Annotated in this window: 10 protein-coding genes and 1 pseudogene; 4 read left to right on the top strand and 7 right to left on the bottom strand. The window is 65.3% G+C overall.

Annotation, left to right across the window (positions count from 1 at the left end):
• Positions 1 to 24: 24 nt before the first annotated feature.
• The 6 genes from ACVWYO_RS21935 to ACVWYO_RS21910 all read right to left on the bottom strand — a co-directional run bounded on the left by ACVWYO_RS21935 (position 25) and on the right by ACVWYO_RS21910 (position 9,711).
• Complete coding sequence (locus tag ACVWYO_RS21935; RefSeq protein WP_457355114.1) at positions 25 to 1,923, bottom strand: glycoside hydrolase family 2 protein; 1,899 nt, start codon at positions 1,921 to 1,923, stop codon at positions 25 to 27.
• Between the two features lie 7 nt (positions 1,924 to 1,930).
• The gene (gene uxuA / locus ACVWYO_RS21930) at positions 1,931 to 3,127 is read right to left on the bottom strand and encodes a mannonate dehydratase (RefSeq protein WP_457354436.1); all 1,197 of its coding nucleotides are present in this window, start codon (positions 3,125 to 3,127) and stop codon (positions 1,931 to 1,933) included.
• Between the two features lie 65 nt (positions 3,128 to 3,192).
• Positions 3,193 to 4,533, bottom strand: coding sequence for an alpha/beta hydrolase family protein (locus ACVWYO_RS21925; protein ID WP_457354434.1), 1,341 nt, complete (start codon positions 4,531 to 4,533; stop codon positions 3,193 to 3,195).
• 67 nt (positions 4,534 to 4,600) lie between these two features.
• Positions 4,601 to 6,901, bottom strand: a complete 2,301-nt coding sequence (locus tag ACVWYO_RS21920) for a TonB-dependent receptor (RefSeq protein ID WP_457354433.1) — start codon at positions 6,899 to 6,901, stop codon at positions 4,601 to 4,603.
• Between the two features lie 345 nt (positions 6,902 to 7,246).
• On the bottom strand, positions 7,247 to 8,644 hold the full coding sequence (locus ACVWYO_RS21915) for a sugar transferase (protein ID WP_457354430.1): 1,398 nt from the start codon (positions 8,642 to 8,644) through the stop codon (positions 7,247 to 7,249).
• 134 nt (positions 8,645 to 8,778) lie between these two features.
• Positions 8,779 to 9,711 carry an IS5 family transposase gene (locus ACVWYO_RS21910; protein WP_457348219.1) on the bottom strand — a complete coding sequence of 311 codons (933 nt, stop codon included), beginning with the start codon at positions 9,709 to 9,711 and terminating at the stop codon, positions 8,779 to 8,781.
• A gap of 50 nt (positions 9,712 to 9,761) precedes the next feature.
• Between ACVWYO_RS21910 and ACVWYO_RS21905 the strand changes: the two genes are divergently transcribed.
• The 3 genes and pseudogenes from ACVWYO_RS21905 to ACVWYO_RS21895 all read left to right on the top strand — a co-directional run bounded on the left by ACVWYO_RS21905 (position 9,762) and on the right by ACVWYO_RS21895 (position 12,918).
• Positions 9,762 to 10,262 carry a hypothetical protein gene (locus ACVWYO_RS21905; RefSeq protein ID WP_457354428.1) on the top strand — a complete coding sequence of 167 codons (501 nt, stop codon included), beginning with the start codon at positions 9,762 to 9,764 and terminating at the stop codon, positions 10,260 to 10,262.
• A gap of 588 nt (positions 10,263 to 10,850) precedes the next feature.
• Positions 10,851 to 11,904: pseudogene (locus ACVWYO_RS21900) on the top strand (glycosyl hydrolase 115 family protein); the annotation flags it as partial.
• Positions 11,905 to 12,066: 162 nt separating this feature from the next.
• Complete coding sequence (locus tag ACVWYO_RS21895; RefSeq protein ID WP_457355112.1) at positions 12,067 to 12,918, top strand: hypothetical protein; 852 nt, start codon at positions 12,067 to 12,069, stop codon at positions 12,916 to 12,918.
• 679 nt (positions 12,919 to 13,597) lie between these two features.
• Here ACVWYO_RS21895 and ACVWYO_RS21890 read toward each other — a convergent pair.
• Positions 13,598 to 14,929 (bottom strand): phospholipase D-like domain-containing protein, encoded by a 1,332-nt coding sequence (locus ACVWYO_RS21890; RefSeq protein ID WP_457355110.1) that lies wholly within the window; start codon positions 14,927 to 14,929, stop codon positions 13,598 to 13,600.
• Here ACVWYO_RS21890 and ACVWYO_RS21885 point away from each other — a divergent pair.
• Positions 14,817 to 15,059, top strand: coding sequence for a hypothetical protein (locus tag ACVWYO_RS21885; RefSeq protein WP_457355147.1), 243 nt, complete (start codon positions 14,817 to 14,819; stop codon positions 15,057 to 15,059). The two genes, ACVWYO_RS21890 and ACVWYO_RS21885, sit on opposite strands and share 113 nt — an antisense overlap.
• Positions 15,060 to 15,074 lie beyond the last annotated feature (15 nt).

Raw genomic sequence — 15,074 nt, 5'->3', positions numbered from 1 at the left:
AAAGGGCCGCTTCACGCGGCCTCGTCACTTCGCGCGCGGTGTGGCCTTGGCGTCGTAATAGGTCGCCAGCACGCCGAACGCTTGCTTGCGCTCGCCCGTCTCGGAGATCAGCCCCTTGCGGTTCCAGCCTTGCTGGAAGTCGGGATTCTGCCGCCGCGGCGAGCGGAAATCCTTGAGGATCCAAGGCGACATACCGCGCAGCGTCGGCACCCGATCGACCATCGCCAGCGTCGCGCGATAATAGGCGGCCTGATATTCCTCGGAGAATTTCTGCGGGGTGGAGCCGATGTCGTGGAACCCGGCGCGGGCATCGGCGCCGAATTCGGAAAAGACCAGCGGCTTGCCGGCCGGCACGCGCCAGCTGATGCCGGGCACGTCGGCGAGCCGATCGGGCGTGTACCACCCGTTGTACGTGTTGATCGCGAGCACATCGAGCACGTCGGCGAGCGGATCGGCCATCGTCATCACCGGCCCGGTCGTGCCTTGCGAGCGTTCGACCAGCAGCGCCGCGCTGACGAGGCGAGTGTCGTCGAGCGCGCGTACGTCGCTGACGAGCGTACGCAGGAAGGTGTTGCGCGCGTCGGTCACCGGGGTTTCGTTTGCGACGCTCCAGATCGCGATCGAGGCGCGGTTGCGGTCGCGCAGGATATTTTCCGCCACCATGTTGCGCGCGGTCGCCAGCGTGTCGGGGTTGGACCAGGCGACGAGCCAGTAGACCGGCACCTCGCTCCACACGATCAGGCCCATCTCATCGGCCATCCGCGTCATCACTTCCGAATGCGGGTAATGCGACAGCCTGACATAGTTGCCGTGCAACCCGTCCTTGATCTCGCCAAGCAGCGCGCGCGCCGCCGCCTGCGTGATCGCGCGCGTCGGCTCGGTGCCGATCTCCTCCTCGTGGAGCGAGATGCCGCGCAGGAAGATCGGCTTGCCGTTGAGCAGGATGTCGCTGCCGCGCACTTCGATCGTGCGGAAACCGATGCGATCGCGCCAGGTATCGGCACCGGCGGCGATCGTGACGTCGTAGAGCTGCGGTCGCTCGGGAGACCAGCGGATCAAAGCGCGCGGCGCGGCGACGGTCGCGCGCCAATCGCCCTTCGCGTCGGTCCGGCCGGCCAGGTCGAGCCCGAGCTTGGCGATGCGCAGATGGAGCGGCTGGTCGCCGGCTTGCGGGCCGTTCAGATGCGCTTCGACCGCGAGCTTGCCGTCGCGCGTCATGCGGACCCAGGCGTCGTCGACATAGGTATCGGGCGTCGTGATCAGCCGGACCGCGCGCGTGATGCCGCCGTAATTCTCCCAGTCGGTGACTGGCGGCGGCACTGTGGCCGCGGTTGCCTGAGAATCGACTCCGACGGTGATCTGGTTGTCACCGTCGCGCAGCAGTCCGGTCACGTCGAACGCGAAGGGCGTGAAGCCGCCCTCGTGGCGCCCGAGCGGCTTGCCGTTGAGATAGACCACCGTTGCGTAATTGGCCGCGCCGAAGCGCAGGAAGCTGCGGCCCTTGCGCTGCGCGGGCGCGGGAAAGCTGCGCTGATACCACATCAGCCCCTGATAGTGCCGCAGCTCGGGCGCCTCGGTGAGCCAAGACGAAGGCAGGGTTGTGACCGGCGAGTGCGGCATGTCGAATTCGAACAGCGCGCGATTATCGTCGCGCATCGCCTTGCCGACGTCGAGATCGAGATAGCGCTGCTGCGACAGCCCCGGGACTTCGCCGTGGAAGCCGGCCAGTCCCGAGCGGAACGGGTCGATCGAATAATGCCACGGCCCCGAAAGATCGACCCCGTCACGCATGTCGGCCGAGGCGAGCAGCGGACTGTTCTTGACCGTCGCCAGCGTCAACGGCTGCGGGGCAACCTCCTGCGCCGCAACCGGCGCCGCACCGACGAGCGCCGCCGCCACCAAATATCGTACTTTGCGGGTCATCTGCACGTCAGCGCTCCTCTGGGTTGATCTGGGGTTGTGCCGCGTCGGTGCGCGCGAAGGCGATGCCGCGTTCGAGCCCGCGCAATTCGGCGAGCCCGCGCATCCGGCCGAGCAGCGAATAGCCCGGGTTGGTGCGCTTGCTCAGATCGTCGAGCATCTGGTGCCCGTGATCGGGGCGCATCGGGATCGCGCGTCCGAGCCGCCCCTGCAGCCGGTGTACCGCGCCGACGATCGCCGCCATGTCGGCATCGCCCTCGAGATGCGGGGCTTCGTGAAAGGCGCCATCCGGTTCGCGCTGGACCGACCGCAAATGGAGGAAGCCGATCCGGTCGCCGAGCCGATCGACCATGCCCGGCAGATCGTTGTCGGCGCGTACACCGAACGATCCTGCACAGAAGCACAGCCCGTTGGCGCGGCTCGGCACCCGCGCGAACAGGTCGGCGACGTCCGCCTCGGTGCTGACCGTGCGCGGCAAGCCGAACAGCGGGAAGGGCGGATCGTCGGGATGGACCACCAGCTGCACCCCGACCTCTTCGGCGATGGGGCAGACGGCCTCAAGAAAGGCGACATGGTTGGCGCGCAACCGATCGGGGCCGATCTCGGCATAGGTGTCGATCGCCGCCTGGAATTCGGTTTGGGTGAAGCTCTCTTCGCTGCCCGGCAGTCCAGCGAGGATCGTTCGCGCCAAGGCGGTGCGCGCGGCGTCGTCCATCGCCTCGAAGCGTCGGGCGGCGGCCTCGACCAGTGCGGGCGCGTAGTCGGCGGCGGCACCGGGGCGGCGCAGGATGTGGATGTCATAGGCCGCGACCGCCTCGAGCTCGAAGCGCAACGCGAGCGAACCATCGGGCATCGCCCAAGCCAGATCGGTCCGGGTCCAGTCGAGCAGCGGCATGAAATTGTACGTGACGACGCTGATGCCGCACCCTGCGAGATTGCGCAGGCTCTCGCAATATTGCGCGATCAATCGGTCGCACCCGGCCCCACGCGTCTTGATCGCCTCATGGACGGGCAGGCTCTCGACCACGCTCCAGCCCAGTCCGGCGTGTTCGACCATCGCCTTGCGCGCGGCGATTGCGGCGTACGGCCAGACGTCGCCATTCGCCACCTCGTGCAGCGCGGTCACCACTTCGCTCGCGCCGGCCTGGCGGATATCCCGCAACGCCACCGGGTCATTGGGCCCGAACCAGCGCATTGTCTGTGTCATCAACATGAAGGCCATATGCTCCCGGGCCTTGGCGCCGATACCGGCGGGCCCCTCAACGTGTCGGTCTATTGCGCTGGCTTGAACTCGAAGCTCATGCCGGCGGCCTTGCCGGGCTGAAAACCTTTCCACAGCGTCGCTGCGGGTGGGCCGGGGCTGTATTCGGTGTGGCGGCCGGGGGGTAGACCCGCCCACACGCCATCGTTCGAATTGGCCACGAGCCCGTCGAGATAGCTGGTTTTGGCGGTGTCATCCTTGACGTAGCGGTCGAGAAACGCGGTGATGAAATGCGCCTCGACCGCCAGCAGCCGGTCCTTGCGCCACACTGCATCCTCGAACCAGTCCTTGTCCCAGAACGAATGCTGCATCACCGGCGGCGCGCCGATCAGGCCAATGCTGTGCCCGGCCTCGCGAAAGGTGAGCAGATAGCGCGGCGCGTGGACGGCATCGTCGAACAGCGTGCGCACGCCGGGCGCATAGCCGACGGTATGGTCCTGACTGCCGACGATGAACAAGGTTGGTGTCTTGAGCGCTGCGACGCCGGGCGCCGCCCATAGCGGCGTACCGCGGATCACGCTCGCCGGCGAAATCGCCACCACTGCCTTGAGGTTGGCGACCTTGAGGGTGGCGGCCTCTCTGGCGCCCGCGACATAGGGCGCGAGCACGCCGCGCGTGGCGGCCGCGAGCCCCGGATCGAGCGGCGCGCCCGCCGCGGTCAACACGCCGTAACCGCCCATCGAATAGCCGATCAGCGCGGTCCGCATCGGGTCGGCGCTGGCGAACAGGCCTGGCCCGGCCGTCGCGCGCCGCTGCGCCTCGGCGGCGACGAAGGCGATGTCGAGCGGTCGCCGCGTGATCGGGCCTGCGGCCGCGGCGGCGGTGCGGATCGTGATCGACGGATCGCGAAACGCCGGCGTCACGACAACATAGCCCTTGCTCGCAAGATTTTCGCCGAGCCAGGACAGTACCTCGGGCGTGTTGCTGTAGCCGTGGGCGAGGATGACGAGCGGGAAACGGCCCGCCGCGGCCTTCGCGCCGGGGGTGGCGATGCCGGGTACGGTAAAGACGACGTCGCGACCGTCCTCGCCCGGCAAGCCGGTACGATAAAGCGTCCCGCGCCCTGCGGCGGCGGCAGGATACCAGATCTTGAGCGGCAAATGCCGGTCGGCGACCGTGGGCGCGTCGGTGCCGGTCAGCGGATCGGCCTGGGCCGGTTGGACGAACTCCACGTCCGCGACCCCGACCGGATGCGCGCCGAGCCGTGCGAGTTCCGGCGCGTCGATGCCCGGCCGGGCCTGCGCGGTTTGTACCGGCGCGTCTCCGGCAGAGGCATGTTGAGCCGGGGCACCGCTGGCAAGGAGCGCCCCGGCACCACAGGCGGCAAGCGCAATCTTCATCTTGTGCTGCATCATACTGTCCCTGATCAAGTCCGATGCCAGCTCCGTGGAGGCGACCAAGCCGCCCCCACGCATACGCTTAGAAGTTCAGCGCAAGCCGGACCCCGCCATAGCGCCGGAAATCGCGCGGCAGGATCGCCTGGGTCGCCTGCAAATTGCCGAAATTGCCTGCAGTGTTCACCAAAGCCGGGAAATATTGCTTGTCGAACAGATTGTTGACGAAGCCGCCCACTTCCCAGCGGCGGTTGGCATCGCGAATGCCGAGGCCGATGTTGAAGATGCTGTAGGCCTTCTGAATCGTCTCGGGGTCCTGCGACGGCGAATAGTTGACCGTGCTGGTATATTGCCAGTTGATCTGCGCGACGCCGCGCAGCGTATCGCCGATCGCCGGCGAATAATCCGCCCCGGCCGACAGCTTCCATTCTGGCGCCTGCGCCGCGCGTGCGCCGGCCAGATTCTGGCGCGCCGGCGAGCCGGTGCACCCCTGCGCCGCGGTCTGCCCGATATAGCATTGCGCGACCGGGAACGACTTGATCCGCGCATCGAGATAGGTCGCGGCGGCGTTCACCGACACGTCGCTGCCGATCCGCGCCGAGCTCTCGACCTCGACCCCGCGCGTGTTGAGCTTGCCGACATTGGCGAGGCGGAAATTCTGCGTGCCGTCGGCGAGCGTCTCGATCCCCTGTGCCTGGAGATTGGTGAAGTTCGTATCGAACAGCGTAACGTTGAGCGTCACGCGGCGATTGAGGAACTGCGTCCGCACGCCGAATTCGAAGTCGCGCGAGGTCTCGGGCTTGATCGGTCCGGCGAGCGCGCGGTTGGCGTTGAAGCCGGTGGTCAGATCGTAGGTCTGGCCCTTATATCCGGTCGAATAAGTGCCGAAGACGCTCAGGTCGCGGGTGAATTCGTAGCGCAGGCTGACACGGTGGGTCTCCGCGGTATCCTCGGCACCGCCGCTGAAGAAGGCGTTGCCGTTCTGGATATCGCGGAAGGTGTAGTTGATCTTCTCGTTCTGGACGCGCAGTCCGCCGGTCAGGGTGGCCTTGGGCAGGAACTCCCAATCGGCCTGGACGAAGCCGGCAAGCTGGCGCGAATCGGACGTCGCGAACCAGTTGGCGAGCGAGAAGGCCGGGCCGCGATAGAAGGGGCGGTTGAAATCGACCTTCGCGAAATAGGCGCCAAGCGTGTAGCGGAACGGCTTGTCGCCCGGTGACTGCAGCCGCAATTCCTGCGTGACGAGCTTCGAATTGAACGTGCCGATCTGGACGTTGCTGCCGAGCGGGACCGACAGCGCGGTGTCGTCCTGGTCGAGGAAGTCGTTGAGCTGGAACTTGTCGTACGATGTGATCGACACCAGCGTCAGGTCGCCGAGGCCGATCTCGCCGCGCAGATAGCCGCCATAGCCTTCGTAATTGGTACGCGCATTGTAATTGTTGCTGATCTTGTCGTTCTGCGTGCTCGGCGTGAAGCCGGGGAACACCACCGCTTGCGTCAGGCCAGCGGTGTTGCGGAACAGGGCGTTGGGCGCGACGCGGATGAAGGGCCGACCGACATCGGTCTTGCCGTTCAGATAGTTGGCCGACAGCGTGATGGTGACGTCGTCGCTCGGCTTCCAGCGCAGCTTGCCGCGCGTGTTGATCGTGCGGCGGCCATTGACGTCCTTGCCGTTGAAGACGTTGCGGACGTTGCCGTCATAGAAATTGTAGCTGCCCGAAAAGACGTAGCCGAGCTCGGGACTGATCGGCCCCGACAGGCTGAAATTGCCGCCATATTCCTGGTCGCTCGTCACCAGTGCGTTGGCGCGCGCGTGGAAGGTCGGGGTCGGGTCGCGCGTGATGATGTTGATCAGGCCGGCCGACGCCGCTTTGCCGTACAGCGTGCTCTGCGGCCCGCGAAGCACTTCGATCCGCTCGACGTCGGGCAGATCGGAAAAGGCGCGTGCCTGGAAGGCGAGCGGGACTTCGTCGACCAGCACCGCGACGCTCGGCTCGACGCCGATGCCGAAGGCGAAGGTGCCGACGCCACGCAGCGAAACGTTGGCGTTGACGGGGTGCTCGGCAGGGCGGACGACCAGCGAGGGCGCGACCCGGCCGAGATCCTGGAATTCGCGCACGCCCGCTGCCTGCAGCTGCGCCGGTTGCAGCACCGAGACCGCAAGCGGCACGTCCTGCACGTTCTCGGCGCGCTTGTTGGCGGTAACGATGATGTCGGTCGCGTTGTCCGGGTCGGGCGCGACGCTGCTGGTCGGGCCGCCAGGAGCGCTCTGCGACGGCGCGGTCAGGGCGCCCGGAGTCGCGGTCTGCGCCAGCGCAGGTGTCGCACCGACGAGCATTGCCGCGACCAAGGCGTGACGGCACACGGAATTGCGCAAGTGTATCATGCTGTTCCTCCCCCAATCAGACCGCAACTTCTTTGCTGTTTGCGGACCCGTTAGACTTAGAAAGTATCAAATGGTCTGACCACATGCAAGGGGTTGTCGACCTGCCTGTGCAACGCCTCCGGGGTATGCGTTTTAGAGGTCGATTTGCCGGTGCTATGATGATGTTGCGGGTCCCCGACGAGCGTGCTGCGGCCAGTGTGACCTGACCAATCCGCGCTCGAATCGAAGACCACGCCGTTTGAGACCCACGCCAGGCCATACACCCTAGGTTGGTGAAACGCCGTTGCGTCATTGCGAGCCAAAAAAAGCCCTGGCCGGCCTCGGCGCTGATCGTTGCCGGCGCCGCTAGAAAGCGTTGCGGTGCAGCAACACGCCGGTGGTCGCGGCAAGAATGCGGATATCCCGCCAGATCGTCCAGCCGCGCATATAGGAAATGTCGGAGCGCAGGCGATTTTCGAGATCTTCGGGCACCGTCGTCGCGCCGCGGAAACCATTGATCTGCGCAAGACCGGTGATGCCTGGCTTGACCGCATGTCGATACCAATAGTGCCGATCGACTTCCCAGAACAGTTTGTCGCCGGCGAGCGACCCGAGCGCGTGCGGGCGCGGGCCGACGATGCTCATCGTGCCGCGCAGGACGTTGAGGATCTGGGGGAGTTCATCGATGCTGGTCGCTCGGATGAAGCGACCGACGCGGGTGATGCGCGGGTCGTCCCGCTCGGTCGAGCGGTCGCCGGCGATGTCGCACGCGTCGATGCGCATGCTGCGGAACTTGAGGATCGAAAACAGCGCGTTGCCGCGGCCCATGCGCGGCTGGCGGAACGATATTGGGCCGGGGCTGTCGAGCCGAATCGCGATCGCGACGCCCAGCAGCAGCGGCCACAGCAGCGCGAGCGTGGCAAGCGAGACCCCGATGTCGAAGGTGCGCTTGAGGATGCGGTTGAGCGTGTCGAGCGGACCGAGCGACACCACGACGGAGGCGCAGTCGGCAAACGACGACAGGCGCACCGCGCCGATCGCCATCAGGTCAGGGGTGACGATCTCGCCCTGCACATTGGCGCCCTTGAGCGTCACCGCCCACGCCTCGCGACGCTCGCCGGGGCAGGCCAGCACGACCCGTTCGGCCCGGCCGATCGCCGCGCTCAGCCGGTCGAGCGCGTGGGGATCGGTCGGGTCGGGGCGCAAGCCGTAAACGCCGGTGTCGAGGGACCGCACGCCCGGCGGTACGTCGATCGGCGCGCCGTCGATCAGCACGATCGTCGCGATGGGATGGCCGCCGAGCAGGGGCAGCGCGATGCGGTGGATTAGCGCGCGCGTGCCGATCAGCGCGAGACCGCTAAAGATGCCGCCGATCGGCACGACGCTGCGCGATATGTCGATCTGCGCGTGGATCGAAAAGGCGACGATCGCCGACACAGCGATCGCGGTGACGAGCGCGGTGATCGCATCGTGCGCGGTGCGGCGCCAGTTGGTGAAGAACCGCCCGCTATACGGTTTGCGCTGGAATGCGATGCCGTAATAGACGGGGAGCATCACCGTTAAGCTCGTCAGTCCGGCGGGGTCGAACGGGGTACCGAAGCGGATGAGGGTGGCGAGCAGGAAGGCGATGCTGATCGCGACGCCATCGCCGAGGGCCAGCGCAGCATAGATGCACAAGCGGATTTCGCGGCGCCAGGTCGATGCGGCGACGCTCGTCGCGAGCGGGACGCTTCCAGCCGCGACGAACTCGGCCTCGTACTTCATGCCCGCCGCCGGGCTCGGTCGGCCTCCGGCACGACGAGCGACACCGCGGGTTCGACCGACGGCATGCCGCTCGCATGGTCGCGGCTTTGTTGCATAATTACGCGAGAGCATGACCGACGTTTTACTTGAAGATGTTATTGGATGCGGACGGTCACCGGCGTTCCTATTTCGGAGAACCGATTGAGAATTGCAGCACGGACTTTGAGCTCGGTAATCTGACGATCGAAGGTGCGGGCGACAACGCGCTGGCCCAGGAGTTTGAAGCAGTGCATTTTGGTCTCGACCAGACTGCGGCGATGATAGCCGCTCCACTTTTTCCAGATTGCGCGACCAAGCCGCTTTGTCGCGCGTAGCGCTCCATTGCGTGCATCGACGCCGGGACCGCCTTCTGCCCATGGTTGCCCGTTGCGGCGGACCGGGATGACCGCATCGGCACCGCGCCCGGCAATAGCGGCATGGCAGTCCCTGGTATCATAAGCGCCATCTCCGCCGACGCTGAGTATCCGCTCGTCTCCGGGAATTTGCGCCAGGAGAACGGGCAGCGTCGGTGCGTCACCAATGGCATTCGTCGTGACCTCAATGGCCCGGATATCCAGCGTCCCAGCATCAATCCCGAGATGCACCTTGCGCCACTGGCGACGGTAGGACGGTCCGTGTTTGCGCGTCTTCCACTCGCCTTCTCCCGTCATTTTGATCCCGGTGCTGTCGACCAGCAGGTGCAGTCCGCCCGAGCTGATCCGCCCGCCGAGGTTGACCTTCAACGTCTTCTGCCGTCGGCACAGCGTCGTATAATCCGGCACCGACCAATCCAGCCCCGCCATTTTGATCAGGCTCGAAACCAACCCCGTCACTTGCCGCAAAGGCAGGTTGAACAGCGTCTTCAGCGTCAGGCACAGCTCTATCGCGCTGTCTGAAAACCGCATCGGGCGACCAGGGCGACCACACGGCTTCGAAAGCCAGTGCATCTCCGGATCAAACCATATTTCCAGCGACCCACGCCGCTTCAGCGCCGCATTATACTCAGGCCAGTTCGTCGTACGATACACAGGTGCGGCAGGTTTGGGCATTACGCCTATCTATACCGCTCGATTCCCTGCGTGAATCCCCGCCATCAGTTTTGCAACAAAGCCCCGACAAACTGACGATCAACGGACTCGAATTCCAGTGGGTCCAGCCGCTCGACTTCCTGACCCAGCACATCGGCGTCACCGGCTTTGGCTTCAATGCCAATGCGACGATCGTCGACCAGACCAGCAAGGGCGCGGCGATCGCTTACGGCGTGGCCCCGTTCACCTACAACATCACCGCCTATTACGAGAAGCATGGCGTGATGCTGCGGGTCTCGACGACGTCGCGTCGCGGGTCGCAGAATAGCGGTGCGGCACAGAACGGCATTCCCGCCGCGGCGTTGTTCGGCAACGACTATACGTCGTACGACTTCTCGTCGGCATTCGACCTCGACAAGATCTTCGGCATCAAGAGCTTGCCGCAGCTGACGGTCAACGTGTCGAACTTCACCGACGCGACGCTGCGGTCGTACTTCCAGTTCAACAACGACACCTTCACCCAGTACAAGCCTGGCCGGCAGGTGCTGGTCGGGCTTCGCGGCAGCTTCTGATCCCTCCCTCGGGACCCCTTGGCGGGAGCGGCCTCTGTCCGCTCCCGTCCTTTCTATTTATCGACCGATCGGCGGCAGGCTTGGCCGCGCGCCGCTGAGGAGTTCGCGGCATGAAGGTTCTTCGTCTCTTCCCGTTATTTAGCGCGCTGGCGCTCGCGACGCCTGTCTGGGCGTGCGATACGCCGGTTTCGGTCTGCACGCGGCCGTCGCCGGGCGCGTTTCGCGCTCGTGTCGGGGAAGCGGCCGGCACAACTGCTCGTCGATTCGACCGCCGATCCTGCGGTTGTTCACGCCGCCGACGGCTTCGCGCACGACCTCGCACAGGTTTCGGGGCGTGCGCCGCGCCGGATCCAGTCGCGCGACCAGATCACCGGTGACGTCGTGATCGCGGGCGTGCTCGGCCACAGCGCGGTGATCGATGCGCTGGTACGCAGCGGCAAGATCGACGCGCGCGATCTTGCCGGCGAGTGGGAAGCCTTTCGCCAAATCGTCGTCGAGCATCCTTTCCCGAGCGTCGCGCGCGCGCTGGTCGTGGTCGGGGCGGATCGCCGCGGCGTGGTGTTCGGGCTCTACGACTTGTCGGAGAAGATGGGCGTGTCGCCCTGGTCGTGGTGGGCCGACGTGCCGGTCGAGCGCCGCGCCGCAATGTTCGTGACCGCGGGCTCGCGCCGCGATCAGCCCAAGGTGCGCTATCGCGGTTTCTTCATCAACGACGAGGATCCCGGATTCAGCAGTTGGGTACGCAAGCAGTTCGGCGGGCCAAACGCCAAGGCCTATGCGCACGTCTTCGACCTGCTGCTGCGGCTCAAGGGCAATACGCTGTGGCCGGCCATGTGGGCGCCCAAGGCGTTCAACGCCGACGATCCGCAGAACATGATCCTCGCCGATCAGGTCGGGGTCGTGATGGGGACGTCGCACCATGAACCGCTGACGCGCGCGCAGGACGAATGGCATCGCAATCTCGCCGGCGGCGTGACGGGCGGCAAATGGGATTACGCGGCCAACGCAGCCAACCTGCGCACCTTCTGGCGCGGCGGGATCGAGCGGATGATGGCGAAGCGCGACGGCACGCCGTACGACAGTCTGGTGACGATCGGCATGCGTGGCGATGGCGACGAGGCGATGGCGGGCGGCACCGCGATCAGCCTGCTCGAATCGGTCGTCGCCGCGCAGCGCAAGATCATCGCCGACGACCGGCAAGCCGGCCGATCAGACGCCGCAGGTGTGGGCGCTCTACAAGGAGGTGCAGGCGTATTACGACAAGGGCATGAAGGTGCCCGACGACGTTATCCTGCTCTTTTCCGATGACAATTGGGGGCAGATCCGACGCCTGCCCGATGCGGTCGACCAGCGGAAGGGAGGCTATGGGGTCTATTATCACTTCGATTATGTCGGGGCGCCGCGCAACTATAAGTGGCTCGATGCCGTCCAGATCGAGAAGACCTGGCAGCAGATGGATCTCGCCTATCAAAAGGGCGCCCGCAGCCTGTGGATGGTCAATGTCGGCGATATCAAGCCGATGGAATATCCCCTGAGCTTTTTCCTGAAACAGGCGTGGGACCCGGTGGCAATGACCCCCGATGCGCTTGCCCGCTACCCGGCGGACTGGGCGCGGGTGACCTTCGGGGCCGAGCAGGCCGAAGCGGTCGGCGGCCTCGTCACCCGCTACGCGCAACTCGCGGCGCGGCGAAAACCCGAATTGCTCGATGCCGATAGCTTCGCGCTCGGGGAAGCGACGCCCGTCGCGCTCGATGGCGGCGACTTCGGCGCGCGCCTGGCCGCTTGGGACGCGTTGCGCGGCGACATGCGCGCGACGAAGCAGCGCTTGCGGCCGGACCAGCGCGACGCCTATTTCCAATTGGTCGAACATCCGATCGAGGCGCTCGGCAATCTCTATCACCTCTATTACGCCGTCGCCTGGAACCGGCGGCTCGCGGCGGCGGCCGACGCACGTGCAAACAGCTTTGCCAACCAGGCCGAAGCGGCTTTCGCGCGCGATGCGGCGATCACCGAGGCGTATCATGCGCTGAATGGCCGCAAGTGGGACGGCATGATGGCGCAGACGCATATTGGCTATACCAGCTGGCAACAGCCTGACCGGAATGTGATGCCCGCCGTCACGCGCGTCGCCGGGGCCGCCGAACCGATCCGCTTCGTGCTGACCTCCCAGTCGGGCGATGCCGGCATCGCGGCTGCGGATTATACCCGTGCAGTTGGCGGCAGGGGGCTGACGTGGCGGACGATCGCGCATCTCGGTCGATCGGCGGCGGTCGTCGCGCTGCCCCAAGGCGCCAAGCCGACCACGCAGGCAGACGGCGTGCGGCTCGAATATGCCGTATCGACCCGAACGGCGGGCAGGATCTCTGTCAAAGTGGCACTTGCGCCGACGTTGGACGTCACCGGCTCCGGCACGCTACGCCTCGGCATATCGCTCGACGACGGCCCGATGCGCACGCTCGAAGATGATCTAACACCCGCGCCGAACGATGCGACCAGCCAAGCGCAGCGAGACTGGAACGCTGCCGTCGAAAGCAACATCCGAGAGCTTGACGTCGATTTTCCATCGCAACATGCCGGGTCGCATATCGTCAAGATCTGGCGGCTCGACGACGACGTCGTGCTCGAGCGCCTGCATGTAAGGGTGGTTCCAGACTGATTGCGGCGCTGTTCCAACTGAGCCAGCCAACGCCAGCGACCGCCCGGTGGCGATGGGCTGTCTCCCAGAACGCAACAGGCCGCACGGTCGATCTCGCTAGCTTCCTGGTTTCCGGGGCTCGATCGGAGGGTGGTATTTCGCTGGTCACGCCATTCTCGAAATGGTCGTGGCCCATAAACGGCACACCGAGTCCCAAAATTAATCACATTTGTTAGCTATCCGTATTGATCTTTGTCCCAATTTGGGGCGTTGTCGAAGCGGTCCTGTAACGGCTGGACCATAAGGCCTGGAGAGATAAGTTGCGCGAACCGAATTCTGACGTTTTTGATGCCCGACGGGTTAGCTACCGTCCGTTCGGAGCCCACGGGGTCCTGCTCGCACTCCCGGTATCGGCTCTGCTTTGGGTGGCTCTGGCCGCTCCCTTTCTCTTTCGCTGAGGATCGCCGGACAGCGAACCACGGTTAGATCAGGTCGGAAAGCCGGGCGGACCTTAGAGGTTGCTTGCCCGGCTTAGATCCGACGGCATTGGCGGCTCCGCACGCGGGCGGGTCGTTGTGCCCAGCAGTTCGGGAAAGCGGGCTCCGTTCTGCCCGGTGCGAATCCTATAGGGTCGATCAGGCTTGATGGCCGGACGACCGCTGTCGCTACCTACTGGCAGCCTGAGTCCGAGCCGTGCGTGTCAACCGAAGGGATGGCGAAGGCGACGGAAAAGCCCGCGTTTGGCGGTCGACTCGAACATTTCCGATGGGCTCTCTGGATCCAGCACCTCATTGTCGGCGAGCCACGCCTCGACAGCACCGAGGTCCGGAACCGCATATGGCCGAAGCGACCGACCCTTGCCGCGCAGTGCCTCGATCGTGCTGATGAGCGAGCCTCGCGCATCGATCTGGGCGGCAACCGTGGCGACCGGAAGGCCAAGATGCTCCGCGATGAGGCCATCGCGGATCGCGCGAATGGCATCAGCGCCTTCGTCGCCGGCATCGATCGTCACGTCGCATTCGGTATCCAGGCCCATCGAGCGATTGTTCATGTTCGCCGAACCGATACGCAGGGTGCGCCCATCGACGATCATCACCTTCGCATGAACGTAGATGGGCGTGCCTTTGGCTGTGAAGGGATGGTAAATCCGCAGGCGGTCGTGGGGATCGCGTCGCTTGAGCGCAGTCACGAGGCGGGCGCGGGCCGTGTCCATCGCGATCGGCTCGAGCCACCCCTGGGCGTGTTCCGGATTGACGATCACGATCTCGGGACCGTCCGGCTCCGCCAGCCGAGCGCCGATCGCCTCGGCAATGCGGCGCGACGCGAAATATTGGCTTTCGGCGTAGATCGAGACCTTCGCAGCGGCGATCTGGGTCACGAACAGGCGCTCGATTTCGCGGATCTCCGGACATTCCGGCATTTCCGGAGCGGTGCGAGCAATGCCGACCTCGACGTTCCGGAACTCTGCGGCCAAACCCTTCGGCCAACAATCGTTCTGGGACTCAACCGGGGCGAGCGTTTCGCCACCGGCGCGCGTCCAGCGATCCCGCGCGAGTTCGCCCAACGCCGCGGCGATGGGGCCTTGCAACGCGGTCGTCGCATCGTGCCATGGCTTATAAGGCTTGCCGTTCGGTGTGACCCTGAGAGGCTCGGCATCGCGGTGGCGCCGCGTGTCCCATCGCTCGATCGTCATGTCGATTCCGCCACAGAATGCGAGACAGTCGTCGATCACGACGATCTTCTGATGATGCGATCCGCCAGTCGGATGGAAGCTGTCGAGCTTGGTGTGGATGCGGGGATGCCGCATCCATCGCGCAAGCGTGACGATGTTCGAACCTCGAACGAGCGTCTTGAGGGCGCCCACGTCCCACCGCAGGAGAAAAATCTCGAGATCAGGGTTCCGCTCGACGAGCCAATAGATGAAATCGCCGACGGCGGCGGGCTCGTCGCTTTCGCGTTTCGCGCCCACGAGATGGATTCGCGCGTCGAAATCCCAACCGATCAGCATGATCCGACGCCGCGCCTTGAGCATCGCCAGCCGGGCATTTTTAAAATATGCGTCCGCGTCGATGATGACGCCCATCCGGGTTGCGCTCGCGACGCGCCAGAACGCCTTGCTGTCCATGCCCACCCGATATCATCCCTATCAAGCCACGGGGTGATGTGCCGTCGCGCAC

The sequence above is a fragment of the Sphingomonas sp. UYP23 genome, assembly GCF_054059235.1.
This window is presented reverse-complemented; position numbering and strand designations above follow the sequence as displayed.

Bases quoted from the DNA above. Each gene is read 5' to 3' on its own strand.
- ACVWYO_RS21885 (WP_457355147.1), top strand. From the start codon at position 14,817: ATGAAATCGCCGACGGCGGCGGGCTCGTCGCTTTCGCGTTTCGCGCCC.
- ACVWYO_RS21920 (WP_457354433.1), bottom strand. From the start codon at position 6,901: ATGATACACTTGCGCAATTCCGTGTGCCGTCACGCCTTGGTCGCGGCA.
- ACVWYO_RS21915 (WP_457354430.1), bottom strand. From the start codon at position 8,644: ATGAAGTACGAGGCCGAGTTCGTCGCGGCTGGAAGCGTCCCGCTCGCG.
- ACVWYO_RS21890 (WP_457355110.1), bottom strand. From the start codon at position 14,929: ATGCTCAAGGCGCGGCGTCGGATCATGCTGATCGGTTGGGATTTCGAC.
- ACVWYO_RS21925 (WP_457354434.1), bottom strand. From the start codon at position 4,533: ATGCAGCACAAGATGAAGATTGCGCTTGCCGCCTGTGGTGCCGGGGCG.
- ACVWYO_RS21935 (WP_457355114.1), bottom strand. From the start codon at position 1,923: ATGACCCGCAAAGTACGATATTTGGTGGCGGCGGCGCTCGTCGGTGCG.
- ACVWYO_RS21895 (WP_457355112.1), top strand. From the start codon at position 12,067: ATGCGCGCGACGAAGCAGCGCTTGCGGCCGGACCAGCGCGACGCCTAT.
- uxuA (WP_457354436.1), bottom strand. From the start codon at position 3,127: ATGACACAGACAATGCGCTGGTTCGGGCCCAATGACCCGGTGGCGTTG.
- ACVWYO_RS21910 (WP_457348219.1), bottom strand. From the start codon at position 9,711: ATGCCCAAACCTGCCGCACCTGTGTATCGTACGACGAACTGGCCTGAG.